The sequence below is a fragment of the Lachnoclostridium sp. An131 genome, assembly GCF_002160825.1.
Classification (GTDB): Bacteria; Bacillota; Clostridia; order Lachnospirales; family Lachnospiraceae; genus Laedolimicola.
This window is the reverse complement of record NZ_NFLI01000001.1, coordinates 239,686-266,141: the sequence shown is the minus strand read 5'-3', so window position 1 is coordinate 266,141 and position 26,456 is coordinate 239,686. Positions and strand designations below refer to the sequence as shown.

At 54.9% G+C, this 26,456-nt stretch carries 25 protein-coding genes and 1 pseudogene; 5 read left to right on the top strand and 21 right to left on the bottom strand.

Annotated elements, in window-relative coordinates; all coding sequences use genetic code 11:
• Positions 1 to 54: 54 nt before the first annotated feature.
• The 17 genes and pseudogenes from rplK to B5E77_RS01215 form a co-directional block, all read right to left on the bottom strand.
• Positions 55 to 480 (bottom strand): 50S ribosomal protein L11, encoded by a 426-nt coding sequence (rplK, locus tag B5E77_RS01295; protein ID WP_087163573.1) that lies wholly within the window; start codon positions 478 to 480, stop codon positions 55 to 57.
• 69 nt (positions 481 to 549) lie between these two features.
• The gene (gene nusG / locus B5E77_RS01290) at positions 550 to 1,065 is read right to left on the bottom strand and encodes a transcription termination/antitermination protein NusG (protein WP_087163572.1); all 516 of its coding nucleotides are present in this window, start codon (positions 1,063 to 1,065) and stop codon (positions 550 to 552) included.
• Between the two features lie 10 nt (positions 1,066 to 1,075).
• The gene (gene secE / locus B5E77_RS01285) at positions 1,076 to 1,300 is read right to left on the bottom strand and encodes a preprotein translocase subunit SecE (protein ID WP_087163571.1); all 225 of its coding nucleotides are present in this window, start codon (positions 1,298 to 1,300) and stop codon (positions 1,076 to 1,078) included.
• A 24-nt stretch (positions 1,301 to 1,324) separates the two neighbouring features.
• Positions 1,325 to 1,474, bottom strand: a complete 150-nt coding sequence (rpmG, locus tag B5E77_RS01280) for a 50S ribosomal protein L33 (protein WP_140393106.1) — start codon at positions 1,472 to 1,474, stop codon at positions 1,325 to 1,327.
• A gap of 249 nt (positions 1,475 to 1,723) precedes the next feature.
• Positions 1,724 to 2,506, bottom strand: coding sequence for an EFR1 family ferrodoxin (locus B5E77_RS01275; RefSeq protein WP_087163569.1), 783 nt, complete (start codon positions 2,504 to 2,506; stop codon positions 1,724 to 1,726).
• Between the two features lie 65 nt (positions 2,507 to 2,571).
• Positions 2,572 to 2,823: a hypothetical protein gene (locus B5E77_RS01270; protein WP_087163568.1), complete on the bottom strand. Its 252-nt coding sequence runs from the start codon at positions 2,821 to 2,823 to the stop codon at positions 2,572 to 2,574.
• A 37-nt stretch (positions 2,824 to 2,860) separates the two neighbouring features.
• A complete protein-coding gene (locus tag B5E77_RS01265; RefSeq protein ID WP_087163567.1) occupies positions 2,861 to 3,244 on the bottom strand; it encodes a VOC family protein in 384 nt (127 codons plus the stop codon).
• A gap of 48 nt (positions 3,245 to 3,292) precedes the next feature.
• Positions 3,293 to 3,928, bottom strand: coding sequence for a GNAT family N-acetyltransferase (locus B5E77_RS01260; RefSeq protein ID WP_087163566.1), 636 nt, complete (start codon positions 3,926 to 3,928; stop codon positions 3,293 to 3,295).
• A 39-nt stretch (positions 3,929 to 3,967) separates the two neighbouring features.
• A complete protein-coding gene (locus B5E77_RS01255) occupies positions 3,968 to 4,360 on the bottom strand; it encodes a hypothetical protein (RefSeq protein WP_143468559.1) in 393 nt (130 codons plus the stop codon).
• 198 nt (positions 4,361 to 4,558) lie between these two features.
• Positions 4,559 to 5,063, bottom strand: a pseudogene (locus B5E77_RS01250) (DUF4241 domain-containing protein).
• Between the two features lie 189 nt (positions 5,064 to 5,252).
• Positions 5,253 to 5,672 (bottom strand): hypothetical protein, encoded by a 420-nt coding sequence (locus B5E77_RS01245; protein WP_143468558.1) that lies wholly within the window; start codon positions 5,670 to 5,672, stop codon positions 5,253 to 5,255.
• 143 nt (positions 5,673 to 5,815) lie between these two features.
• Complete coding sequence (locus tag B5E77_RS01240; RefSeq protein ID WP_087163563.1) at positions 5,816 to 6,010, bottom strand: hypothetical protein; 195 nt, start codon at positions 6,008 to 6,010, stop codon at positions 5,816 to 5,818.
• Positions 6,011 to 6,089: 79 nt separating this feature from the next.
• On the bottom strand, positions 6,090 to 9,203 hold the full coding sequence (locus B5E77_RS01235) for a hypothetical protein (protein ID WP_087163562.1): 3,114 nt from the start codon (positions 9,201 to 9,203) through the stop codon (positions 6,090 to 6,092).
• Positions 9,200 to 11,848 (bottom strand): hypothetical protein, encoded by a 2,649-nt coding sequence (locus B5E77_RS01230; protein ID WP_087163561.1) that lies wholly within the window; start codon positions 11,846 to 11,848, stop codon positions 9,200 to 9,202. The genes B5E77_RS01235 and B5E77_RS01230 overlap by 4 nt, the downstream gene beginning before the upstream one ends.
• Entirely contained in the window at positions 11,848 to 13,929 is a 2,082-nt protein-coding gene (locus B5E77_RS01225; protein ID WP_087163560.1) for a toll/interleukin-1 receptor domain-containing protein, read from the bottom strand. Before B5E77_RS01225 ends, B5E77_RS01230 begins: the two co-directional genes overlap by 1 nt.
• Positions 13,926 to 14,345, bottom strand: a complete 420-nt coding sequence (locus B5E77_RS01220; protein WP_087163559.1) for a hypothetical protein — start codon at positions 14,343 to 14,345, stop codon at positions 13,926 to 13,928. Before B5E77_RS01220 ends, B5E77_RS01225 begins: the two co-directional genes overlap by 4 nt.
• Before the next feature lie 41 nt (positions 14,346 to 14,386).
• On the bottom strand, positions 14,387 to 15,835 hold the full coding sequence (locus tag B5E77_RS01215) for an SPFH domain-containing protein (protein ID WP_087163558.1): 1,449 nt from the start codon (positions 15,833 to 15,835) through the stop codon (positions 14,387 to 14,389).
• Positions 15,836 to 16,139: 304 nt separating this feature from the next.
• Here B5E77_RS01215 and B5E77_RS01210 point away from each other — a divergent pair, with 304 nt between their 5' ends.
• Both B5E77_RS01210 and B5E77_RS01205 read left to right on the top strand, forming a co-directional pair.
• Positions 16,140 to 17,099: a hypothetical protein gene (locus B5E77_RS01210; protein ID WP_087163557.1), complete on the top strand. Its 960-nt coding sequence runs from the start codon at positions 16,140 to 16,142 to the stop codon at positions 17,097 to 17,099.
• Between the two features lie 133 nt (positions 17,100 to 17,232).
• Positions 17,233 to 17,802 carry an RNA polymerase sigma factor gene (locus B5E77_RS01205; RefSeq protein ID WP_087163556.1) on the top strand — a complete coding sequence of 190 codons (570 nt, stop codon included), beginning with the start codon at positions 17,233 to 17,235 and terminating at the stop codon, positions 17,800 to 17,802.
• A 16-nt stretch (positions 17,803 to 17,818) separates the two neighbouring features.
• Here B5E77_RS01205 and B5E77_RS01200 read toward each other — a convergent pair whose 3' ends face one another.
• The 4 genes from B5E77_RS01200 to B5E77_RS01185 form a co-directional block, all read right to left on the bottom strand.
• A complete protein-coding gene (locus B5E77_RS01200; protein ID WP_087163555.1) occupies positions 17,819 to 19,057 on the bottom strand; it encodes a hypothetical protein in 1,239 nt (412 codons plus the stop codon).
• Between the two features lie 3 nt (positions 19,058 to 19,060).
• Positions 19,061 to 20,065 (bottom strand): hypothetical protein, encoded by a 1,005-nt coding sequence (locus B5E77_RS01195; RefSeq protein ID WP_087163554.1) that lies wholly within the window; start codon positions 20,063 to 20,065, stop codon positions 19,061 to 19,063.
• A gap of 24 nt (positions 20,066 to 20,089) precedes the next feature.
• Positions 20,090 to 20,878 (bottom strand): hypothetical protein, encoded by a 789-nt coding sequence (locus B5E77_RS01190; protein WP_087163553.1) that lies wholly within the window; start codon positions 20,876 to 20,878, stop codon positions 20,090 to 20,092.
• A gap of 200 nt (positions 20,879 to 21,078) precedes the next feature.
• Entirely contained in the window at positions 21,079 to 21,618 is a 540-nt protein-coding gene (locus tag B5E77_RS01185; RefSeq protein WP_087163552.1) for a hypothetical protein, read from the bottom strand.
• Positions 21,619 to 21,903: 285 nt separating this feature from the next.
• On the opposite strand from B5E77_RS01185, the gene B5E77_RS01180 reads away from it, so the two are divergent.
• The 3 genes from B5E77_RS01180 to B5E77_RS01170 all read left to right on the top strand — a co-directional run bounded on the left by B5E77_RS01180 (position 21,904) and on the right by B5E77_RS01170 (position 26,454).
• A complete protein-coding gene (locus tag B5E77_RS01180) occupies positions 21,904 to 23,697 on the top strand; it encodes a sigma-70 family RNA polymerase sigma factor (RefSeq protein WP_087163551.1) in 1,794 nt (597 codons plus the stop codon).
• Positions 23,698 to 23,788: 91 nt separating this feature from the next.
• A complete protein-coding gene (locus B5E77_RS01175) occupies positions 23,789 to 25,819 on the top strand; it encodes a sigma-70 family RNA polymerase sigma factor (protein ID WP_087163550.1) in 2,031 nt (676 codons plus the stop codon).
• Positions 25,820 to 26,046: 227 nt separating this feature from the next.
• Positions 26,047 to 26,454, top strand: a complete 408-nt coding sequence (locus B5E77_RS01170) for a metal-dependent transcriptional regulator (protein WP_087163651.1) — start codon at positions 26,047 to 26,049, stop codon at positions 26,452 to 26,454.
• Positions 26,455 to 26,456 lie beyond the last annotated feature (2 nt).

Genomic DNA, 26,456 nt, shown 5'->3' with positions numbered 1-26,456 from the left:
GACATCGCTGCTGTTCTCTTCGTTCACAGCAGCACATTGTTATACAGTTTCTGATTAGTCCGTTACAGTGATACCCATACTGCGGGCTGTTCCGGCGATCATGCTGATAGCTGCGTCGATGCTGCCTGCGTTCAGGTCCGGCATCTTAAGCTCTGCAATCTTCTGAAGCTCTGCTCTTGTGATGGTAGCTACCTTGGTCTTGTTCGGAACACCGGAACCAGACTGGATGTTGCATGCCTTCTTCAGCAGAACTGCTGCAGGCGGAGTCTTTGTGATGAAGCTGAAAGATCTGTCTGCGTAAACTGTAATAACAACCGGGATAATCATTCCGTCCTGATCTGCGGTTCTTGCGTTGAACTGCTTTGTGAACTCTACGATGTTCACGCCGTGCTGTCCCAGAGCCGGACCTACAGGCGGAGCCGGTGTTGCCTTTCCAGCAGGAATCTGCAATTTAATATAACCTGTTACTTTCTTTGCCATTTTAGGCACCTCCTTGTGGTAATTGCGGGTCTTTGGGTGTCTCCCTCCCACTTGCTTTGTTGATAGGTGTTACATTTTTCTGATTTCCGAGAAGCTGATCTCGACCGGCGTCTCTCTTCCGAAGAGATCCACATTGATGATTACGCACTGCTTGCTGTGGTTCATGGACTGAATCACGCCGACTGTGTCGGCCCACACGCCGCCGGTAACCGTAACCGTGTCTCCCTCCTTGAAATCAACTACGACATTTTCAGACTGGATTCCGAGCGGCCGCATCTCCGCCTCTGTCAGAGGAACCGGTTTGGAACCCGGTCCAACAAAGCCGGTCACACCTCTGGTGTTGCGCACCACATACCAGGTGTCGTCATTCATTACCATATTAATCAGAACATAGCCCGGAAACATCTTCTTCTGAACCTGTTTTCTGGCTCCGTTCTTCATCTCGACCACATCCTGCATGGGAACCCTCACTTCGAGGATCTGATCCTCCAGGTGTCTGTTCTCAATCGTCTTTTCAATGTTGGCCTTTACCTTGTTCTCGTATCCGGAATAGGTATGGACTACATACCAGCTTGCCTCTGCCATATTCTCACTCCTATAAACTGATCAGCACATCGATTCCGTAAGACAGAATAATGTCCAGAATCTTGATGATAATGCCCAGAACTATGGATGTAAGCACAACAGCTACCGTCTGCTTCGCAACAGTCTTCCGGTCGGGCCATATGATTTTCTTAAACTCGGCCTTCAGACCCTTGAACCAGCTCTTTTTCTGAGGCTTCTCGGTTTTCTTGGGGGCCTTTTCTACTGCTTCGCTCATCGTCCCACTATCCTTTCCTGCACCTTACTTCGTTTCCTTGTGCAGTGTGTGCTTCCTGCAGAATCTGCAATATTTGCTGGTTTCCATCCGGTCCGGATGGTTCTTTTTCTCTTTTGTCATGTTGTAGTTCCGCTGTTTGCACTCGGTACATGCCAATGTGATTTTTACGCGCACGACTTCCACCTCCGCTTATTTTTACTTTTGCAGGCATTCCGGTATCCTTGCGGGCCGGACTGCCGTTTTTTAGGCATAAAAAAAAAGCCTACTTCCATTCGCCATGTCATAATAGCACGGCGGCGGCCTGCTGTCAAGGGTTTTTGCGGAACCTCCGGGAAATCTGGCCTCTGTAAAGCCGGATTTTACGGAAGCTCCGCAGCCCTGCCCCAAAATGCTCCGGGTTTTTTCACCTCTTCAGGCTTCTTCTCAATCGGTAATATAGTACGTCTCCGGCCTTCTGTACGCCGCGCACTTCTCCTCAAATCCCTTACGCGCCTCCAGGTAAGCCTCCCCATGGTAATCTCTTGCCTTCTCCGGACAGACGCGGATGCAGGCTCCGCAGGAAATACACAGCTCGGCCTTCGTCTCACGGGGATTCTCACGGTCTATGGCTTTCCGCGGACAGACCTGCACACATTTTCCGCATCCGATGCATTTCTCATCCCCGTCCGGATGAAAGGGCACACCCTTAAAGGAGGAAGCGTCATAGTCCGCCTTTCCCGGCAGCGCTATCCTGCGGCTTTCCCACAGCTCCCTCTGTGCCAGAAGCTGTCCGCACCTTTCCGCGAATTCCTTTATGGCCGCTCTGTCATCCGCATCCGGCCGGCCCGCCGCCACAGTCGTAAAGATAGAATGCTCTGCCAGAAACGCGCCCGCCGCGATAACCTTGAAGCCCTGTTTTTCCAGAAGGTCCTTCATCTGAAGCAGCGAATTGTCATAGTGGCGGTTTCCATACACTGCCACGATAACCGCAGGCGTATGGTTCCCCTGCAGGCTGGCCGCGCGCTCTGCGCACATATGGGGAATGTAGCCTCCATAAATGGGCATCGAAAACAGGAGGACATCCTCTGCAGGAATCACCGTTTTCTCCGGCTCAGAAGCCGTCAGCCAGTCGTAATCCTTTCTTTCCAGCCCCAGCCCGTCCGCAATGCAGTCCGCGCAGAGCTTTGTAGTTCCTTTTGCACTGAAATATACACTATGTAATATCATATCTTTTCTCCTCTCCGGCTCTCAGGCTTTATTACTGCCGGCACGCAGCACTGTTCTTTCTCTATTCAGGCAGAACGCAGCATAAAATACAGATTTACGGCTATCATGCAGGAAGCGAGAACAATCAGCAGGCTGTTCCATATTTTTATAGTCTTTGAGGCTGTTCTCCTGATAAAATAGACGAGGTAAGCTATCCAGAGAAGATAGGCAAGATAGATAATTCCAAGCCCTGGAATCAGCATGGACAGCAGAAAGAACAGATTTACTGCTCTCATGGTTTTTTCTGAAGCCAGGAGCGTTTTGATTCTTTCGCTCATCCCAATTCACCCTTTCTGTGACAGCGGCCTTATACGCCTACACCGTGATCTCTATCTGGTTTCCCTCTATTCCCACGACACAGCTCTCATAATACCCGTCTCCTGTAGTCCGGGGGCCGCTCAGGACCTCGTATCCTTCCGCCTTCAGCTCTGCTGTCAACTCGTCCACCCTTTCTTTACTCCCCACGCTGAAAGCAATATGGATAAGCCCCGTCCTGGCCGGTGTTTTTTCCATGTCCTCCATCTCAGGGCGCGTCATAATCTCCAGCCTGGCTCCGTCGTCAAAGGAAAGGAAATAGGAACGGAAATCCGTGTTTTTATTGTGATATCCTTCATTAGGGACGGCTCCGAAATACTTTACGAAAAAATCCTTTGCTTTTTCCAGATCATTTACATACATTGCAATATGTTCTATCCTCATTCTCTGCTCCTCCGGCTCCTGTCCTCTTCAAATTTCCTGAATCCAGCCTTATTCCAAAAAAGCCTGGCTCATGATATAAAATTCGTCCTGGCTTGGCTGGTATTTCTTTTCCATCTTCTCCAGCGTGTCGTCATAGCGCCGGGCCTCTTCCTCGCTGACAGCCATGACGGGGCTGTCATAATAGGCCCATTTTCTTCCGTCCAGGGCTTCGGGAACGAGCTCCTTCACCATCATCGCCGCCGGAAATTTTCCATTTTCCAGGCAGACATTGTATTTCTTGCAGCTTTTGAAGCCGCGGCCCACATAATTCGCGGGACTGCCGACGATCACGATCACATCATATCCCATTTCCTTTGCCTTCTCGAAGGAATGCTCCATGAGCATCCTTCCATAGCCTCTGCGCTGATATTCCGGATCGACAGAAACCGGACCGAAGGTCAGAATCTCCTTTTCCTCTCCAGCCTCGTCAACCAGGCGGGCTTTCGTGTACATGATATTTCCCACAATCCTGCCGTCAAGCTCCAGCACAAAGTCCAGCTCCGGGATAAAATCCTCATGCCCGCGCATAATATGAACCAGGTAATGCTCCATACAGCCCGGAACATACATATTATAAAATGCCCTTCTTGTCAGTTTCTCTACTTCCTGATAATCCGACGGTTCTTCATTCCGTATTGTTATCATATTCCTACTCCTCATTCTGAATTTGTTTTCCGTATTTTTTTAATCCCTTCGTGTGACTACAGCAAGCCATATCAGATAGATCAGCTCCATCAGAAGGCCGGTTATGCGAACCCATACAGGAACCGGCGCGAGAGCCAGAAGAAGCAGCAAAAGCATGGTAATTGCCGGGCTCCATTCCATCACCCTCCCGAATCTTCCAAACCGGTTCCGGTATATCTGCCTCACCCGTTCGTCATGGGCTTTCCCCCTGCGGAAGCCCTGTTCTGTGACTGATTCGTAAACTCCCCGGCAAATCAGAGATCCAATGATGAACCCCCACAGCAGCATACTTATTCTGCCCCGGAACAGTTCTGCCAGCACGTACGCCAGTTCTATCCCGCCGATAAGAACTGACACCAAAAGCTTTTTCCAGCTGTAAATCTTTATTTTCAATCCTTCCACCCCATACAGCCGGCATAAAACCGGCAAATCCACATACCCCAATTACCCCAGTCCTGTTTTTATCATTATACCAGACTTACGGGCGCCCCTCAACAGGAAAAGCAGCATGTACCTTCAAACCAGTACACGCTGCTTTTCCTGTTCTGTCTGCCTGGGAGCAGACAGCCCGCTTCATTTGCGAGTTCTATTTCAATATCTTTCAATATCTATGAAGTGAATGTACAGGCCGCAGATCCTGCCTTCCGCGTCGTATCCAAAATAGCAGGGATACACGCCGTCTCCCCAGCCGGAAGTGAAAATAGGAAAGCTTAAATCTGTCCCCGGCACCGTCCAGTTCAGCCAGTCGCCGCCCTCCCGCTGATACCTGGGGCTCTTCTCATAGCTTTCCGCCAGCAGATCGTCAAACAGATCGTTGTAGAGATCAATGTCCTCATCCTCGTCCTCCCGCTGCTCCCAGTATTTTCGGAAGGCCTCCTGGGTCCTTCCGTCTGCAATACAGCTCATACCGGACCGGCTTTTCTCCGCTGACAGCCACCTTGACGCAGGCATAGCGGTCTCCATACTTTTCGCTGAGGGCCACACAGATAGATACCGGATAGATTCCGGCAGGCACCGTCTGGAGATAGGGACTGGCCTCTCCCAGCTCCACAAGGGGATCGCAGGCCACCACCGTACCAGTGGGAAAGGAAACCATTCCGATTTCCATCTGATCGATCTTCGTTCCTTTGATTTCCTTTTCTGTAAAATAGGCTTCCAGATCGATCTTACACTCCAGCTTTTCCTTTTGTGCTTCGTACTGCTTCATCCATTCCTGTGACGCCCTGGCTCTTCCTCCTTTTTTTCATGGGCAGCGCCGGTGTCCCAAGGGACACCGGCGCCATTATCAACTGATATCAAAATAACCGGATGATGTCAATTCAAAAATGCGCATCTTGTATTCCTCGTGCTTTTCACCTAACGTATCCGTTTTTTCAAACAGAACCGACACGCAGGGGTACGGCATATTTTCCACCAGCTGCCTGTGTATGTTTTCATCGGACAGTGAAAATGGAATTTCTGAAATACTGTTATGCTTGTGCCACACGCCAACAATGTCCAGCGGAGGGGTATAGAGCTCCGAAAGAATTGTACAAATATGCTCTACATACGGAATGTCATATTCAAACGCAGCTTCTTCATGAAGCACATTCAGATACCCTCCATCCGTTGCTTCCAGTATCTGAACGCCCCTCTTTGCATCGGAATAGCCTAATAATAAGCCGCCGGTTTCTGTCTCTGGAAACCGGCGCAGCTCATTGTTCATTGCGGTTTGCGCCCGCATGGAGATGGAATAATTTATGAGTTTCAAATGCGCACCATCCGTCCGCCGCGGAATCTTCCTGCCGGAACGAGCCATTTTTTTACCCCATATTCCTTAATCCGAACCTTCATAACTCCCCCTTAAGCTTAATCTATGATTCCTCTCCCGCCGCAGGCATAGCACTTGACAATCCCCCTGCCGTTACATTCCGGACATGTTTCGCCATTGAATTTTTTGTTTCCATTGCACCGGGGACAAATATCCAGCCCTGTTCCTTTGCAGATATAACATTTTGAAGCCATACGGAATCTTCCCAGCGGGATTCCTTTCATAGCGCCCATCCTCTTTGTCCTCCTTTTCATTTTTGTCTTATTGTACCATAAAATGCCATCTGAATCCAGATATTTTCAGCAATTTTATCTACCATTTCAGCGCGCTGTACCAGAATCTCAGCACTCCAAGAGGACTCCTTGCCTTCAGGTAGGTAAGCCCCGCAAGAGCGTTTCCGGCCGCCTCAACCTTGCCGTTCTCCTGGATTCCATAAGAATTCAGATCCCCTGCACTGATGGATGCGATATGCTTCCAGTCCTCCACAGCAAGCTGGTTCGAGCCGTTGCTTCCTGCTGCCACCACGGTGCCGTCGCTCTTTAAGCCCATGGCAAAGCCTGTGGCAACCGTAATATCCGTGATATCCGTCCAGCCGCTGACCGCGTCACGGATGACCAGATTGTTTCCGCCGCAGAGCACCGTGCCGTCAGCCTTCAGGCCAAGAGTGGCTACTCCCGAGGAGGTGCACAGCTTCGTAATCTCCGGACCGTTCCACTCCTGGGCCTGAGAGAGCTGCTTGTAGCCGTCGTTCCCGATTCCGTTCAGGCTGCCGTCCCGGGCCCGTACCATAATTGAGGCGGTAAAGCCGTAGAGCTCCGTTCCGTAAATCTGTCCCTCTCCCGGTCCATAATGGTCGTTCACATACCGCTTAATACTGTCGTAATCTGAGCCGCCGCCCGCGATCAGCACCCGGCCGTCCGAGCACAAGCCATAGGTCTGTTCCAGATTGTTGTCAGAGACTGCCTGAATCTGAATCACACCGCTCCAGTCAGACACCTCGTTTTCGCCCCACTCATTTGCTCCTGCCGAGACGACAGTTCCGTCGCTTTTTAAGCCCACGATATGGTAGCCTCCCACGCTGATGGCCTGGATATCCGTCCACGCTTCCGCCTCCCGGATACTTTCATCCTGGCCCTCCAGTCCGGCGATGAGAACCCGCCCGTCACTGGTAAGCCCTGCGCTGTAATAGCGGCCCGCACCCACATCCACGAGATTCTCCCAGTCAGAAACCTCGCACTGGCCTGCATCGTTCCATCCGTTCGCCTTAGCCGTCCCGTCCTCCTTCAGGCCTACCACATGGTAATAGCGGCAGGACACCTTGGTGATATGATTCCAGCCGGAAGCATACATAAAATTATTCACCGCTGTCACCGCGCCGATCAAGACTGCGAAAAATGCCAGCGTGCATACCGCATAGCTTAACGGCGAAGCCGGCTTCTTATAACCGCTGATTCCGCTGTAATGCTCTGAGTGAGAGACTGTAAAGGACGGTATCTCTCCCTTGGGAAGCTTATACTTCGCGTAAACCTTTTCCATGGCTGTCTGGTAGGAGGCCGCAATCCGTTTCTCCATCTCCGCCACAGCCATGGCTGCCTTCTGCTTCATCTCATAAGCGCCCCTCTCATTGCCGGACAGCACAATCATCATAATACGTTCCGCCAGCAGCAGAATCACTGGAGCCAGCAGCAGAACCAGCTGGAAAATCCGGATATGGTCCCTGGAAAAATAGTATAGAATGACAGCTGCGATAGCCCCGCCCAGCAGCACCTTCATCCGGAAATATCTGTCCGCCACAAATACCGCCCATAGGACGATACCTGCCAGAGATGCTGCAAAAAGCCAGGCGGATACCTTATAAAAGCCTGTCGTGTATCCGGTCGTATAGCGGAAATTCCACAGCAGCAGCATGTAGGAAGCCACTGCGGCTATCAGGGAAAGCTCCAGCAGGAAGCCCCGCAGCTTCCCGTCATCCAGGAGCTTCGAATGGCTGAGCGCCGTGTTTTTGTAGGCGTACTCAAGCTTTTCCTGTTCCGCGAACAAGGGCTCCGCCGCCGTGTCCCGCCTCTCATAGGCCGCGCGCACCGCGTCCAGCTCCCGCTGACGCGCCGCGCCTGTGTGCCAGTCCTCCAGCTCCTGGAAGCGGCTGTCGAAAGCCGGAAGGTAGAGCTTCACCCGCTCCTCTGCCTTTTTTGTCTCCGCATCCGTTTCCTTCTGGTAATCCTGGAGATTTCCGGTGATTTTAAGGAACGCGCTCCACGCGGCCTGGGCCATCAGGGCCGTCATGCTCTGGGTATATTTCTCCCTGGCCGCCTTATCCGCGAACTGCAGGGCTCTCCGGAAGCTCTGGTCAAGCTCGTCGGAAAGCGCAGGCGTTTTCAGGTTCTTTGTCAGGGCGCAGACCAGCCCCCAGTGGGCCCGGTACTCCTCCCCGTCGTTTGCCGCAGCCTCACGGAAGCGCTGCGCGGCCTTCCCATAAGCCCCTCCGGCCAGAGCCTCCTGCCCTTCCCGCAGAAGCTCCAGGTTCTTTCGAACCAAATCGGAGGAACGGTTCTGGCGGCCGAACATCCGGTTGATTTCTGTCACAATCCGGTTCTGGAAATCGCTTCCCTCACAGGCGACAGACTGCAGTGGCTGCAGCTCCAGCGGCAGATCCTCCGGGCGCATTCCCCGGAAGACGGACAGCATCTTACGGCCTGCGTCCTGCCTGCGGTAGGCTAAGAATCTTCGCCATACGGCCTGGAACCGGGCGTCCTCCCGATCCGTCTTCGGTGTCATGACTACCAGCATGGCTTCCGCCTTCTCAGCGGCGGCCATCTCATAGATGTTCAGATCCCTTCTGTCCACATTTGCCAGCATGGCCGGATGGAAGATCCGGTAGCCGGCGTCCTCCAGGGCTTTGCCGATCTGTACGGACAGAAGGTAGTCCTCGCTTCCGGGAGCCGCCGTGCAGTCGATGCAGATATCCGGAGCCTCCATTGCCTTGGATACCGCCATCAGCTTCCTGTGCTGGAGATCGATGTCCCGGGCCGTTCCCTCATAGTAATGCCTGGCTGCCTTTGGCACATAGGTCATCATCTTTTCATAGGCCGGATCCTTTAAGAACGAGCTGTGCTCCACCCGGTGGAAGAGCACGCCGCCATAGTCCAGGGCACTCTCGGAGATCTCTACGCCGTATTTGCTCAAAAGGTAGCCCCAGTTGGCTTCCGGCTCCGCCCCGTCTACTTTAAGGATCCGCCCGTAATAATTCATCGCCATGTCATAATTGCCGCTGTGGCGGGCATCAGAGGCCAGAAGATACAGGTTTTCCTTCTGGGCAAACTGGTTTGGCAGGACGAAAACAGCCTGACAGGCCGGACAGGTTCCTATCTTCGTTCCCTCCGCCACTTCGATGCGGCAGCCGCACTGGCTGCATCTGTAGGTACTCATGATTCTCCTCCTTCACTCTCTGCCGGATAGGGATTTGGCACGTCCACGTCCGGAAAATCCTGTATGGCATTCCGCATGGCTGCATCGTCAACGGAATTCCCATAGATCTGCCCCAGCAGCCTTCCGTATCCGTCCGTCGCCAGGTTCACCGTGTGGCTGGGCGCTATGGTAAAGGCTGCGAAATAGCCCGCGCTTCCGGGGTTCAGCTCACTTCCGCCATCGTCCTCCCCGTCCAGTCCGATGCAAATCTGCTCCCCATCCAGAGTCAGCATGCCAAGCCGCCCGCAGCCATGGTAGACCACGCCCACACCGGAATCCGGAAGTCCGTAGGCACAGCCGCTCTGGAGAAGCGTTCCGTCCTCTGTCACTGCCAGAAGGCCGTCGCCCACAAGGGCTACATAAGCGATGCCGCTCCAGTCTCCCGGAACCGCAGCCGCCGGATTCGTGCAGTAGACGCTTCCGTCGCTTCGCACTGCCGCCAGATAGTTTCCATCCAGATCAAACTGAACCACATCCGAAGCCACCAGGCCCGCCCCTGCCGCGTAGAGATCGCCGCCGGAGGTAAGCCCGGCCGCGAAGCTGTCGCTGACCTTGATCGCCACCAGATCGCTCCAGCCGCTCACCGGCAGGCCGGAAATATTGCCCAGAAGATAGGCCGTGCCGTCCAGACGCACCGCGCCGGCGGAGCTGCCGCTGTCAGAGAAGGACACGGATAAGGCGCTGCGCCCCTCAAAGGGGAAGGTGCCATAGTTCGTCAGGGTACCGTCCTGGGCCACGGCAGCGACATTTTCGCCGCCTCCAGAGAGGAGGCTGCGCCCAAAAGCAATCCGCCAGGCCTTCACCATATAAGGATCTGAGGTTCCAAAGGGCTCCAGAGTATTCCAGGCCTCATAAAGCTTTCCCTCCTGGAGATACTGCACGCCCTCCGCGTGGATCTCCTCCAGCTTCGCCTCTACCTCCTGCACATAGCCCTCCGCCCCCATAATCGTGGAAATCGCGGAAGCCCGGCGGCTCATGTCATCCAGCTCTGTCAGGGCCGCGTTATAATCGATCTGTTTCTGCCTTCCCATGCAGGTCCGGGCCATCTGGGCGCTGTCCTTATAGTCCCCCAGCTCCGCGTAGAGGGCATAGGCGTCCTCATACAGCCCATGGCTGTAGGCCGTCTGGGCCTCCCGGTACTGGCTGGCCTTTACACCTGCCGGAGACTTGGAGTAGATAAACCAGCCTGCGGCTCCGCCAATAACCGCCAGAGCCATGACTGCCACAAAGGCGCGGAAACGGTTTGCCCTGCGCTTCCTTGCCTCAGCTTCTTCCCACTGCTTGCGCCTTCCGGCTTCCTCTACCTCCCGTCCCTTTTTCTTTCTTTCTTCCTCCTGCTCCCTGGCCTGCTGCCGGCGCTTCCGCTCCTGCTCCTCATGAACGGCCGCCATCTCATTCGTCCGGGCAGCCACATCCCGGTAGGTCTGCTGCTCCCGCTCGCTGGCAAAGGCAAGGGCGCTCCGGTAGTCCGCCTCCTGGGTAATGCGTTTTCCTGACTGGATCAGAGCCTCCTCAGAGGTGCATTCCCGCTTGGCAAGAAGCAGGCCCCAGTAGGCCTGGCTCTCCGCCGGGCTTTTCAAAAGGATGGACTGGTACTGCTCCTTCGCCTCCTCAAAGCTCCCGCCCTCCAGAGCCTGCCGGGCCTGCAGGAGAAGATTGGCGTAGGCAAAGCTCTCATGGGTCCCGGCCTGTTCCTTTAAGGCGCCCCGGTAATCCGCCAGAGCCTCCTGCACCGTGCTTTTCAGCTCTGCAGCAAAGGATTCCCGGCTCATATCCAGACGGACGTCGATGCCGTCGAAATAGCTGTCAGGAATATCCTCGTACTCGTCGATATTCTCAAAGGCGGCAAGAAGCGCCGGAATCTGTCCCTTCGCCTCCCGCAGAGCCTTTTCCTTCCTATATAGAAAGCGCTCCGCGTCAAAATTTACTTCATCTGTAAAGGCCGCGCCCTCCGAGGCCACAACCACCATGACGCTGGCTGTAGAGGCCGCCCGGTACAGGGCCGGTTCCCAGCTTTCTTCCTCTCCCGCAAGATCCAGGGCCGGGCAAAAAACAGAAAGCCCCATAGAGTCCAGAAGCTGGCGGATCTGAACCGCCCGGTTCAGGGACGCCAGGCTCTCACCGGCCACGGACAGCCATACATCCACCGGGGGATGGGCCTTCGCGTGAGCAGATACCTGCTTCTGAAGCGCATGGATCTCCGCCGCCTGCTTCTCATAAAGCTCTTTCTGAGTTCCTTCAGAAAGCTCCAGCGCCTGCTTCACATCCGCATTGCCCAGGAAATTGGCCTTTCCCGCCTGATGGCAGACCAGGCGGCGGCGCCCCTCCCCGATTTCCTGATACTCAATTTCATAAAGGGCCAGGGCCCGCTTAAAATGTGCCTCTGCCTGTTCCGGGTGGGCAGACAGGATCTCGGTATAGGTCTGATAAGCCCCCTCAAAATCCCGGCGCTGCATGGCCTCCGCCGCAAAAAGATAGCTGCTCTCCGCCTCCGTATAGCCCTGGGGCACAGCCACCCTCGTTCCACAGTTTACACAGACGGCCTCCTTCTGGCCATCCTCCAGCCGCAAAAGTCCGTTACAGACCGGACAATAAATCCGCAGCATTACCTTGTCCTCCTCTCACAGGCATCCAGCTCTGCCGCGAGCTGTTTTGCCTTTTTCTCCACTGAACTGCGTATCATCTGATTCCATTCCCGTCTCCTGGCGTCGAAATTCGTATAATATCTCCGATAATCCTCCGTCGCCTCATCCACCTCCTGGTTCAGGCTCAGGACAAGCTCTTCCATAAGCTGCGGCAGCTGTTCTCTCTGCTGTGCCGCCCAGCTCTTTCCTTCCCGGATTCCTTTCGCCCTCTTCATGGGAGCCGCCAGGAGCCTGACCACCGTGAGAACCGACGCGGCTGCCGCCAGGATCAGGAACAGGATTCCTGCATGGCTCATCAGGAAAGACGCGGCAAGCATCACTGCCCAATAGGCAAAGCCGGCGATCACCAGCCGCATCGCGTAAGCGATAAGGCCCGTATCCAGGATCTGCTTCTTCGTACAGAGCCGCCAGACGACAATGCCGTAAAATACCGGCTGGAAGAGCATCAGGAACACAATCGCCCCCAGTCCGTCCGATTTTCCCAGGATATTCAGATAATAAAAGGCAATAAAGGGGAACAGGTTTCCCAGAAACAGGAACAGCAGCCAGAATACCATCTGTCCAGGCTTCTCGGCAGCCTTTTCCTCCAGAAGCTTTTTCTGGACCTCGCAGCGCTTTCTCCTCTCGTCCAGTACGGCGCCTGTCTTTTTGTCGATCAGGGAGCGTACCTTAGCCTCGCACTGGGCCCGCTCCTTCTCTGTCTTTTGGGCCCAGTCCCGGTTTTCCCGGCAGTTGGCCGCGATTTTCTGAAGCTCCCGGATTCCCTCCCCGGAAGCGCAGGCAAGGGCCTTCTGGTAATACTCGTCGTCGTCGACAGGCGTGTCGTAGCTGGCGAGGGCTTCCTTTCCCGCGATGTTCCGGACACTCATCATAAGGCCCAGCCAGTTTTCCGGATCTATCTCGCCGCCCGGCTGCCCAAGGGCCCTGCGGAACAGCTGCTCCGCCTCCTCAAAGTCCTTATTGACCAGACGGACCGTGGCCAGCATACGGGTCTTCTCCATGCTCTCTTCCAGGCCGCTCCCTGCCCCGCCGGAAAGCCCGCCGCCGCTTCTGGCTGCGCTTTCTCCTGACGCCGCGCCGCGTCCGGTAAGGCTGCTTCCGCGCACCTCTCTTAAGATATCGGATACATTTTCCGCCTTTCCTCTCTTAAAATGGCCAGCCACCAGGTTCAAAAGCTCGCTTTTGGGATTGGCGGAGGTCATCATCTCCACGTACGAGGGCATACTGCGTAAGGCCTCCGGCAGCTCCTCATGCTTCATATGCTGGAACATGGGAATCAGCAGGCGGTCTGTGTGTTTCTTTTCCTCCAGATCCCGCTTAATCAGGGCCGCATAACGGCTCCATTCATTCTTCACCCAGACAGCCTCGTAATACTCCCGCTTCGAGGCAAACGCAATCATGACCTTTGCGCTCTGCAGGGCCGCGAAAATACGGGGCTCATATTCCTCTCCGGCCTTCAGCGTCTCCTCCGCAAAAAACACCTGATAGCCGCGCCTTGTAAGCTCCCGGTAATAATCCGCCGCCATGCGGCTGTCAGCCGTCCGTTTTTCGCCCTCCTCAGAGCGCTTATAGCAGATAAAGACATCCACTGGTGTCTCCTGGCTGGAGATGGACAGGCTTCTCGCCTGAATGCTGTCGATCAGCTCACTCTGCTTTATGTAAAAATCCCGATCCAGAGAATTCCAGGACAGATCGATGGCTTTCTTTACATACAGGTATTCGCTGAATTTCTGCATGGACAGGCGGTGCAGAGTCGGAAGCTGCTCTCCGGTCGCCGGATCTGTCACATACTCGATCCCATATTCGCTTAAAGCAAATCCCCAGCAGACTGCCGCGTCGTCGGGATTTTCAATCAAAAGCTCCTGGAACAGCTCTTTGGCCTCATCGAAACGGCTTTCCCGCAGAGCGGCTCCTGCCTTCCCGTAAAGCTCTTTTATCTCTTCCTTCTTTGGCAGGGGATTTTCCGCCATACAGCTGGTGCAGATTCCGATACTGCTGCCTGGCTGTACAAGGACCTCTCCTCCGCAGTAAATACATTTCATTCCTTATCTCTCCCCTTTTTATCAAGCTCTGTCATGCGGGCCGCCGCAGTGGCTCCCACGATAGCGTAAACAGCCGCTCCTGCCAGAAGCGCCGTCTCCAGAAGCACCAGCAGTTTCCAGGCTCCGCCCGGAAGAAAGGCCGATACAAGGCTTAAAAGCACGGCCAGGGCCGGGTACAGCCACAGAAGATGGAGGGACTCGTAAATATTCTCCGCCGTCTGCAGGCTGTCCGACGCGGTGATCCCGATCCACAGGCCGCCGCCTGTCATGAGGAACGCCAGAACCGCAAAGCCAAAGCCAATCCAGCTTACATTCTTTTCTAAATCCGCCAGCAGCAAAAAGGCCGTAATATACACCAGGAGAAGCAGTGCTGCTATAATGACGGCGCGGATTCCATAAGAAGCTTTTCTATTCATATTTGAATTCATCCTTTCTTACCAATTTCATGCTGCATACACTATTTCCATGCCCCGTCAGCCTGCGGCGGAATATTAGACTCCGGCCGCCTGCTGCCGCAGCCGCCGCAGAACAGCGTATCCGCAGGATTCTCCCGCCCGCAGCCGCCGCAGATCCAGGCTCTGGAGATCTCCGGTTCCGGCCTTTTCGTACCGCAGCCGCCGCAGAACAGCGTATCCGCAGGGTTTTCCCGCCCGCAGCCGCCGCAGATCCACCCGGACGGCTGCGGCACGGCTGCGGAAGGCTGCCCCGGATTCGGGGCATAGGGATTCTGACCCGCATAGGGGTTCGCCGCCCCTGGCCCAGGCATTCCGGCGCCGGCGTTTCCGTTCATGCTCGCCGCCTGGGCCATATTGGCGCCTGCCTGCCCTGCGCCATTCATGGCATCCTTCATCACATCCCCCATATTCCGCATCATTTCCAGACCGATTCCCATCTTCATCACATCTCCGAAAAATCCGGTCATATCGCCCAGGCCGCTTCCATCTCCGCCGGAGCCTCCGGCAGCCGCGCTTCCTGCGCCGCCTGCCTCCACCATGCGGTCCAGCGTCGCGAACTGATGCTCCTGTACGGAGGTGATGCCCTCCAGAGAACGGCGCACCGCCTCGCCCTGGGCCGTGGTCACGTTCGCCCGGGCCGCCACATCGGCCTCTACCAGGGTCTTCTCTCCCTCCAGGCGCGCCAGCTCCGCTTCCTTTTCCGCCTGCTTGAGCTTCAGCTCATATTCCAGATCCAACTTTCCATGCTGGATGTAACGCCCTTCCGCCAGCCGTCTGGCGTCCTGGAAGGCGGGATTATCCTCGGGAAGAGCAAAGGCGTCCACGTAAAACTCACGGAGCCACACACCGTATTTCCGGAATTCCGGCTCCAGCACGCCAAACAGCGCCTGGCTGACATCGTTCAGATGCTGATCCAGCGTAAAAGCGTTCATATTCTGCATCTGCAGGACACGCCCCAGAAATGTCTTGATCTTTGTATTCAGCATACTGTTGAACTTATCGCGCAGGCTCTCTGCCGTCAGCTCTTCTCCCGTTCCCACAAGCCAGACCAGCATCTCCTTCACCTGATCCGGATCCGGCTGCACATTCATGGTTCCGCTGGCGCCCACATCCAGGGGCATGGCCTTGCCGGGCTCCACCTCCAGCATCACGTTCACCCGGTCACGGGTTCCCCAGGGCAGCGACATCTGCACGGACAGGTTTACAAAATACACCTCTGCGTGAAAATATTTTCCGAATCTCAGCTTCGTAAAAAAACGCAGGAACGGAAAATTTCTTGTCTCCAGCACATGCATTCCAGGCCCCAGCACCTCTATGAGCTGCCCGTCCCGAAAAAACACGGCTGCCTGGGACTCGTGCACATTAAGCCTGGTTCCGAACTCAAAATCCTGAGTCGCGCATTTCCATGCCAGGACGTCGGTGCGCCCCTCATCTACTATCATTGTTCGCATACTTTACCTCCTCCGCCCCTGCCTGCCGCATCAGGCATACCTTTCCTGCCTGCCGCAGGCTCTCCGGACGTACATACAGTTATCTCATTCTACCGTTTTTTCACAGCCCAGTCATTCATGTAAACTTTAACATTTTCTCTTCAGTCAGCCCCTGTCCCCGGCTGGCGCAGCCTGTCAGAAATTTTTCATTTTTCTTTGTCCCCTTCCGTCCGTTTTCTGCGAATCCTTTTATAGAGGGATATCCGGTGACACGCAGTGGAAGGCTTCCCTGCGCGGCGCTGAAAATACAAAAGGGAGAGCATCTATGTCATATCAGTTTACGGCTCCCGGTGAAGCACGAAGCTGGGAAAAAATACGGACACTGGCAAAGGACTGTATAAAGGCAAGCCAGGGGGAGCGGCCTGAGGTCCGCCGCCTGAAGAATATCTATGAGGAGCTGCGAAAAGCAAAGGGACTGTCCCGGGCGGAAATGGACACTCTAATCTATCATCGGATCTATGGAAGAGAGCCTGAACGGGCCAGCAGCACCCTGAAAATCCGCTACTGGCGCACCGGGCATCATGTTCCCGTGAACCGGGATACCGCTCTTAGCTTTGCACAGGCTCTGGAGCTTCCACCCCGGGATGCCTGCTGGTTTTTGACTGCCTGGCTTGACAAATCCCAGGAATTCTATCCGGAGACGCCGCCCCGGCAGGATCTGGTCTACTGGCAGCGGCGCCGCAGGCTGGAGCATCTGGCATCCGAATACCTGGAACGCATGTCGGAAAGTCCGCCCTCCTACCTGAAAGGGATCCGGCTTCTTGAGGGAGGCCCCTTAAGCAACCTGCGCCACCTCTATTATGTGGACGCCCTGCAGTATATCTGCCAGGAGCCCTCCTCCTCCTTCTGGGAAAAGCATATTTACAGCATCCGCTACGATATGGAGCTGAAAAGAAGCCTGAAGCTCCTGGGAGAAATCCCCCGGAGAACTATGATCCGCCACCTGATTATCCTGGGCCTTCCGGATTTAAGTACGGCCTGGATGAACGAACAGCTGTCCTTTTTCGGTTACCTGCCGCTCACCCCGGAGCACACCCTGACCGGAGGGGAATACCTGGACCGCCTGCTTCTGGGCATCCTGGCTTTGTATGAGGAGCTGAAGCGGAAAAACGGCCCGGACTGCGCCCGGCTCTGGTTTTTGAACTCTTACCGGAAGCTGGATACCTATTTCATCAAAAACCAGAAAAACTGCTTCCGCTTTATGTATTTCAAGTCCCTGGAATAGAAAAATATTCAAAAATAGGAAAACTGTTAAAGTTTAGAATGTTGAGACACATTTCCATCCATGTCATGCTTATGACATTCTGGCATGACGGCCCTCATTCTGACCGGAGCCGCATGCCTCGAGGGAATGTGTGATGAATAACTTTGAAACGAATGGACTGCCGGATCCCGCAGAGCTGATCCGCCAGTATGGTCCGCTGGTCTGGAAAATCGTCTCGGCTTATCTGAAGAATCCGGATGATATCCAGGAATGTGTAAACGACATTTTCTGCGATCTGTATCTGCACGGGGAACGCTATGATCCGGACAAGGGCTCTTACCTCGCCTTTCTGTCTGTCGCAGCCCGCAATAAAGCCATCGACAAATATCGAAAAAATCTGAATCGTTCTTCTGGTCTTTTGAGTTCTGTCTCCAAAGCTGATTCCCTTCCCGTGGCATCCCCGGATTCCGGAAGCACGGCGTGCAGGCTCTTTCCGGATGAATTCCCTTCTCCTGAAGACATGGCAGAAAAAGTGATCCAGCGCCTGGATCTGGAGAAATCCATTGCATCCCTGAAGCAGGAGGAGGCAGAGCTGATCCGTATGAAGTATTTCGGCGGTATGTCAATCCGGGAGATTGCGGATTCTCTGGAGCTGCCATATGAGACAGTGAAAAAACGCCACCAGAGGACCCTGCATAAGCTGCGGCGCCAGCAGGACTGCTGACGCCGCATGATTTTTGCTATATCTGTTTTTCTGTCCCAGTATCCCCGGAAAGTATCCTCTGCAGAAGCCTCTGCTCCGCCCAGTATCTCCACAGCTCGTCGGAGGCGTTCTTAGGCCGCGGCGAAAGAACGGAATAAGGCTTCATCTGAGCCCCGTACTGCCGGAGGATGAAGCGGATCAGCGGCGCAGGGTCTGGCGTCTGGTATTCCAGCTCCCGCATATCGCCTATTTTCCCAAAAATGTCATAAGGCGATATGTCTCCTGTGTGGCGGATCTGAAAGACCGGAACCGGGCCTTTGAAAATCACGATCCCCGCAAGCCTCCCTTCCAGGTAAAACGCATATCCGCACCGCATCAGGCGCATACAGATATCCTTCATGCTCCTCGCCAGCGCACGTTTCATCTCACCGCTTTTTCTGGCCGCGTCGGCCTTCACATCCTCCCACCACATGGCATACATCCGGCTCTCCAGCTCTTCCCTTCTCTTCCGCTCCTTTGCTTCCTTCTGTGAGAGGGCCCAGTTCCGGTAGAATTCTGCCTTTGCGTAATCTGTGTAGCTCATCTGGCCCATTTCCATCCGTTCCCGGTTCGTAAACATGCTGCTGTGTACGAACCGCTCCCAGCTGTCAAAGCTTCGTTCCATCCTTTCCAGCTCACCCGGAAGGCTGCCGGAAAGAAAGCGGAGCTCCTCCGCCATCCTCCTGTACTGACGGCTGCGCTCCGGATCAAAGGCTCCGGATTCTATAGGATATTCCTCCTGCTGCCTGACGGGAAGCTCCTCTTCGGCGCAGAGAATCGCCCGGATCGCCGCCTCAGAAGAAAGCTTCTCCTTCATCCGCTTCCGATCCGCATACAGAACCACATAATCCCCGCCGGTGAAATACATTTCCAGAATATCCGAAGCCAGCCAATGGCTGTCCGCCTTCTTCAGGTACAGGCCGAAGCCCTCCTCAAAGTCCTCCTGCTCGGAATAAATTCCCTCCGGCATGGAAAAGGTCCCCGCAAACAACCCCGGCGGCTTCCGGATATCATAGGGGAGATCCCACCAGTAGCTTTTTCCCTCAGTGCCCGGCACGCTCTGCCGCAGGAGATTGACCTCCCGGCACTGCCGCTCCCGGAAATCCGACAGGCTTTCCAGTATCTCCTCCGTCACGGAGGGGTCTTTCCTCTGAAAGCTGTCATAGAGAAACCGGCCCTTCATTTCCGTGGCTCCAAGCAGGAGGGCCGCCTGCTTTAATTCCTGTTTATCCGCCACCTTTTAACTCTCCGCTATCACATGAATGAGGCGGACAGCCTCGGCGTCGCCCTTTCCGGCACTCATTTCCAGCATCGCCATGATTTGATCATAGCTGGCCTTCTCAGAAGTGGAATGGCTGCTGAATATCCGGGCAAAGGCCTGGCAAATCTCTCCTCTGTAGTCTCCGTCGGCAAACATATCCGCCAGCATATGAAGGGCAGACATACTGCCCCGGTAAGCCGTGCTCCAGAGCGTCTCCCAGCCTCCCAGGCGCAGGCTTCCTCCCCTCTCGTTCAGGATCAGGTAGGGGCCTCCTCCTGTGAGCTGGACGAACGCATAGATAAAGCTGTACATATCCGGCGTATCCAGACGCATGTTTTCTTTCTCCAGAGTCGTCACCTTGTTGCTTTCCTTGATCAGCTTATTTGCCCTTTTCACTTGAGCGTCTCTGTTCTCCTGGGTGTAGGTATGCTCCTCCAGGGCCTCCACGTAGGTTATAAAGGGCGCGGCGCTGTACATGCACTGAACCTGTTCCTCCGTCATCTTGGCGAAGAAGCCTGAGCTGGTATCGACGCCATAGAAAATCTGCCTCCAGAAATACCGGTCTGTCTTTGACTTGATCCCCGTCACAATCTGATCCCGATCCATATCGTGGCAGAGCAGCATGGCTGTCCCGGCCTTCCGCACATTCTCCGCCCGCGGGCAGAAGCTTTCCTCCAGACGGAAATTGCCCGCCGCCTTCTCATAGTTCCTGTAAAATTTCTGCACGTAGCCGTCCTGCGCTTCCTTTCCAGCCGCCTTCGCAAGCTTATGGCACTCCGCCGCCTTATCCGGGTCAAAGGGGAGCTTGCCGCAGGCCAGGTCATAACAGAGCCCCATAAGGAGATATCCCTGCCAGCCTGCGGGCCAGTTCCGGCTGGCCGCTTCCAGGGCCGCAAAGGCATCCGCGCTCGGCTTCTTCAGCGCATCGCCAAAAGCCTTCCAGTACTCCTTTTTCTCCGCAGGTTCCTTGTTAAATAATCCCATCGTATCTGTCCTCCTTAAAAATTTTCACCCATCCTCTTCCTCGTCGTCCTCATCGTCATCGTCGTCATCGTCGAAGACTGGATTTTCCAGCATTCTGCGTCCCAGAGAGATTCCCATCTCACTTAATCGCGTGAAATATTCCTTCGCCCTGCTTAAGGACGGTTCAAAATAAATACCGTAAAAGTACAGAAAGCCGAAGGCCGTACAGGTCTCCCGTCCGTCTTCTCCTGCCAGGCGCTCGATCTCCGGCTTCAACGCTTCCTTAATATCATTATGGAACAGAGCCGTGATCCTGGCGTTTTCTTCTTTGCTGAAGCTTTCCTCGTGGAATTCCCGGTTCCAGCAGTCCAAAAGCAGGCGGACAGCCAGCTCGCTCCCACCCTCTATGGCGAGAAGAAATTCCCGGGCAGCTCCCGCAGGATCGTACTCGCCGTACAGCGGGCTTCCGCAAAGCATTCCCAGATGTGAATGTCCGTCTGGGATCCCGGCGTCCGCCGCCTTTCTGGCGCAATACTCCACCCTTTCAAAGGGCGGATCCGTCCCCTGCTGCCGCGCCAGCTCCAGATACGCGTCGATCATGGAAATCCAGGCCGCGTCAAACCCACTTTCTGCCAGCGGCTCCAGCCGCCGCAGCCGCTCTTCCGGGTCAGAAAGCCTGCAGGCCTGTCCCCAGTAATCCAGCTTCTCATCCCCGTTCATCCGGCTGACCGGATTTTCTCCCTGTCCGGAAGGCCCGCTTATCCCGGAAGAGCTCCCTGAAGAGCCTTTCTCCTCAGCGGCACCGCCCTGGAACAGCCTTTTCAACAGCCCCATGCCGCACCTCCTCATTCCGTTTCCACCACTGTACTTTCTTTTCCCAGGCGCTTCAACTATGTAAAGTTTAACAGTTTTCCCGACGAAAAATCCCCGGTTCCCGGAAGCGCTTCTTCCGGGAACCGGGGCGACGTTCACGGCAAAGCCGTTCGCTGTCCGGTATATCCGCCCATGCGGGCATGGCGGCTCCTGCCGGCTTATCAGCTGAAGCCAAAGGGCCTGCCGCCTGAAAAATCTCCTATGCCAAACTCCCTGCGTTCTCCCGTCTTCGCACACCGGTATTCAGCCGACACATCATTATGATTTCCAAGCTCCCAGATGTCTCCGCCGCTGTCACGCATAGACGCCGGGAAGGACGCACTTTCCACCTTTCCGCTCTCCATCGGCACATGGAAGGCAATCGCCGCCACAAACCGGATGCAGAAGCCTGAACCAATCAGAATGGCCGCAAAGGGAAGCAGAATCCTATCGGCCAGCGTATCACAGCGCAGAATCATCAGCACCGTATAGGCGATCCCCGCCAGCATGACCAGAATCGTCAGTACCAGCTCCAGCGCCGATTCTCCAAAGCCGCCCGTAAAGATCCCTCTGATAAGGCCGATCACAAGGAATGCTGTCAGCAGAATAAAATAAGAGCCCGGAATCCCGATGATCCCCGCATACTTTCTGCGGAGCGCATTGTAGGCGAAATAACTCCCGCCAAAATACGCAAGCGCGAGTATCAGCAAAAACACTACCATAACACTTTTCCTCCTGGTAAATAAAAGTAGCTTCTGCGGCGTCTTCCTGGACGCTTTGTCAGACCTCCCCTGCCAGCCGGCAGCGGGGAACGGCAGCCCGTCTGATTCGCCGCTTTTTCCACTGTACCCCCTTCCGGAACCTGCCGCAACTTTCTGAACTTTAACAATTTCAGAATCATTCAAATACGATACAGAATTGTTAAACTTTACATGATTGTCTTCCCCTCTGCTTTCATGTTATTCTGGTAGTAGCATGTAAACTTTAACAATTTGAGAAAAACTGTCATGAAAAACACCGGAAAATCAGCCGCCGTCTTCTCCGGGCGGGCCTCTTCAAAGGCTCCCTTGAAGGACTCCCCGGCTCTTCCCTCACCGGAAGAGCTCATGGAGCAGTATGCCGCCCTCGTCTGGAAGACCGCGGCCGCCTGTCTGGAGAATCCTGAGGATATCAAAGAATGCGTCAACGACGTCTTTCTGGAATTTTATCTTCACAACGGCCGCTATGACCCTGAGAAGGGCTCTTATGCCGCCTTTCTCCGTACCATTGCGCACAGAAAAGCCGTGAGCATGTACCGGAAAAACCGGAAGGCCTCCGGGCAGGCGGATATGGCGAATCCGGCAGACATGGCTGACCCTTCCGGCATGGAGGAAGCGGTTACAGACCGCCTGGATCTGGAAGCGGCCTTTCAGTCCTTAAGGCCGGAGGAATTTGATATCATCCGCATGAAATACTATGGCGGCATGACTATAAAGGAAATCGCGGATTCTCTGAATCTGCCCTATGAGACAGTGAAGAAGCGCCACCAGCGTTCCCTCACGAAGCTGCAGAAGGCTCTCACTATCGGCCTGATCCTGGCTCTTATCGCCGCTCTGGCCGCATGTGCTTACATGGTGCTGCGCTACTTTGGCGTCGTACCGGGCTACGGCGTCAACACGGACGAGGAAATACCCTTCTACGTGCTGGAAGAACCCGTTTCCGCTGAAAATGACGAGTTTGGCGTGGAGCTTGAGAAGGCATTCTGGAACAATGGAGATCTGAGCCTGACCCTGCAGTTCCGCAAAAAGGAGGCTTTTGAGTTTGAGAACCAGATGATTCCTAACTGGTATCAGGATTTGACGCTCAGCGGGTCCTCTCTGGAGCAGGAGCGCAGCGGGGAAAGCCTCTCTTACGAGCGGAATCTGATCTCTGACTCCAACGAAAACCCGGAAAATATACATCGTTATCAGTTCCATTACACTGTACCGGAGGAAGGCCTGGATGGGACCCTTCTCTTCCGTATCCGGGAGCTTTCCCTGTCCTTCCGTCTTGCGCCTGCCCGGGAGCTGCCTCTTGAAAGCTACGGCTATGAACTCTCTGATCTGGGCGGCTTTATGGCAGACGCTTATATCCGGGACGGACATCTGATGACAGATCTGTACCCTCTGAATGTGGACGGATACCGAATTGTGTTTTCCGCCTCAGATGTCACCGCCACGGCAGAGGACGGAACCGTCCTCACCGGCTCCCCGGTCCGTGGAGAGTTTCCCCAGAGTGAGATTTCTACCCTGGATTTTGGACCGGCAGAGAAGGGACGCTATCTCATCCGCTTCCCTTATGCCAGCCTTACGGCGGCTGCAGCGGAACCCATCGCAATTCCGCTCCCGGCCCTGGAGGAAGAAGTGCCGGAAAATTCATGGCCGCTCCCTGGAGGAAGCTTCTCGATACTTGGCTGGGATACTCCGCCTGTTCCCGAAGAACAGCTTTCCACCCCTGCGGAGGGTATGCAGAGACAGGAGCTCCATATCCGGTACACACCGGATCGGGAGGATCTGACGGTAATCATCTTCTCTGTGGCTCTCGGGATGAAGGATGACCCCCAGTCCTGTCCGGTGCCTTCCGGCATCGGCAATATTTCCGTAGAAGCTTCCTCCGGGCAGAACGCTTCCTGGGGCCTCTCGATTGCCTGGCCGGAAAATATAAATGCCGAAGATCTCTGCCTTTACAGCGACGGTACCGGTACAAATGTCATGTACCGGTGGGAGCACGCATTTTCGATCCCGGTGACCGCGCTGAGGGAGTCAGATACCCCGCAGGAATAGCGATGCTTCACCCTGCTGCTTCAGAAGACTGCAGATTCAATTGCAAATTGAATTGTAGATTGAATTATAGATTGATTTAAAGGAGATACCGATGAACAGGCCAGATACCGACGCCCTTCCCTCTGCGGAAGAGCTTATGGAGCAGTACGCCGCCCTCGTCTGGAAGACCGCGGCTGCGTATCTTGAAAATCCGGAGGATATCAAAGAGTGTGTCAACGACACCTTTCTGGAATTTTACCTTCACAGCGACCGCTATGACCCTGAGAAAGGCTCCTACGCCGCCTTTCTCTGTACCATCGCGCGCAGAAAGGCTGTGAGTATGTACCGGAAGAACCGGAAGGCCTCCGGCTTTTCGGTCATATCAGGGGAAAGGGAAGTGCAGGCAGGTACAGCTGCCCCGGCAGATATGGCGGATCCGGCGGACATAGCTGACCCTTCCGATATAGAGGAAGCGATCGCGGACCGTCTGGATCTGGAAACGGCCCTTAAATCCTTAAAGCCGGAGGAATTTGATATCATCCGCATGAAATACTATGACGGAATGACCATAAAGGAAATCGCGGATTCTCTGAATCTGTCCTATGAGACAGTGAAGAAGCGCCATCAGCGTTCTCTCACAAAGCTGCAGAAGGCCCTCACTATCGGCCTTATCCTGGCTCTCATCGCCGCTCTGGCCGCATGTGCTTACGTGGTACTGCGCTACTTCGGCATTGTGCCGGGCTATGGCGTCAATACAGACGAGGAAGTACCCTTCTATCAGCTTGACACAGCAGAGCTTAAGTCCATGCCTGCGGACGGCTCCAGCCTGGAGATTCTGGAAGCCCGCTACATGAACGGCGTGCTGTATATAGACGTCCATTTGTCCGCAGACAATCTTGAAATTGCCGCAGAATCTGTGCAGCTTTCCGTGTCCTGCGGCGGACTGGAGCCGGAATACCAGCGCCCTTCAGGAATGGATTTCGCCAGCGGCACTTCCCAGGGTACAATGGGAAGCTCCTCTATGCTGGAGGACGGAAGCTTTCTTCACCAGTTTGAGGTATATTTCCCGGAACTGGAGGATCTGCTAAAGGAAGAGGAGACGACCCTGGATGCCGTTTTCTCCGTCACAGAATATGTATCCGGGGAAACCCAGGTCACGGAGGACGGTTTCTCCTATGAGCGCCATCTGCCCTGGCACAGCTATGAGCTTTCCTACACCCTGTCCTTAAAGCCTCTGTCAGAGGACAGTCTGGAACAATACAGCTATTCCATGACAGAGGATGGCGGTCTGCTCCTGATGCCCCGCCTGGAAAACGGGGAACTGCTGGTGGACATCTATCCTCTCGATCCGGAAGACGGTCAGATCGTTCCGGCGCTGCTTTACTGCCTGATGCAGAATCCTGAGGAAACGGGCGTCATCACAGCCACGGCAGAGGACGGCACGGTGCTGGAGGGAAGCTGCCCCGGTTACAATCCCTTCTCTTCGGACACGTATTTTACCTGGAGCTTTGGCCCCGCCGAACCGGGAAGCTATACGCTTGAGGTACCGTATCTGCTGAAAAAATACCTTATACAGGAGGATATTCGGATTCCTCTGTGTCTGGAAGAAGGTTACGCTCCCGATACGGCGTACCATACCTCAGCGGGCACTTTGAGCATCGGCCCCCTGGAGCGCTATGATCTGCAGCCGGACGAGATCATCGCTTCCGATGGAGCTCCCCTTCTGGATTTCTCAGAGGATGATTTCTACTGGCTGCTGCCGGTAAGCCTCACGCCTCTTCATCCGGACGAAGAATTTGTCTTTGCGCCTTTTTCTCTTTCCTGCCCGGATGTTGTGTCATATTCAGACAGCCTGATGCTGTCCACAGCAGACATGGATACGCTGCGGTACGCCAGCGGCAATCTGCTTCCTCTCCTGATCCGGGTCCGGAACCAGACAGACGCTGATACGCAGCCGGAGCTTTCAGAGCTCGTCCTGTACCTGGCGTCGCAGCCCTATGGCCTCTCCTCCGCTTCCACGGACGCCATTTACACCCGCTGGAACCACAGCTTTTCCATCCCATTCACTGTGGAGGAAAGCGCAGAGGCTCTCCCGTCACCAGAGGCTCCCGCGCCGGACGCCGGCGAAACGGGAACCGAGTGAAAAGCAGGCTGCCTAAACACCGGCGAACCGGAGCGCTGAATGAAAAGCAGGCCGCCTAAACGCCTGCGGGCCGGCAAGAATAGGCTTGCCTTTCCCTGTGTGAAATGATATGATTGTGTTATTATAAGCGGAGCGGAGAATCAGAAAGCAGCCGGACCTTTTGTCTGCGCTGTCTCCGGAACAGGGGCGAGAAATGCCCGGACACACAAAACAAGGGAGAGCTTTTCATGAACTATCAGAAACACAAATCCGAGGAATCGGTGGAGGATTATCTGGAAACTATTCTGCTTCTCGGAAAGCAGATGCCCCAGGTACGCTCCGTGGATGTGGCAAACGAGCTGAACTACTCCAAGCCCAGCGTGAGTGTGGCCATGAAGAATCTGCGGCAGAAAAATTATGTCACGGTGTCTGACGAGGGCTACATTCACCTGACGGAGGAAGGCCGAGCCCTGGCTGAGACAGTCTACGAACGCCATTCCCTGATCTCCGGCTGGCTCATCAGCCTTGGCGTAAATCCGGAGGTTGCTGCTGAGGATGCCTGCCGGATGGAGCATGATATCAGCGCCGAGAGCTTTGCCGCCATCAAAAGATGCATTTCTGAATTTACGGGGCAGAAGGAAGCAGGACAGGCCTGAAT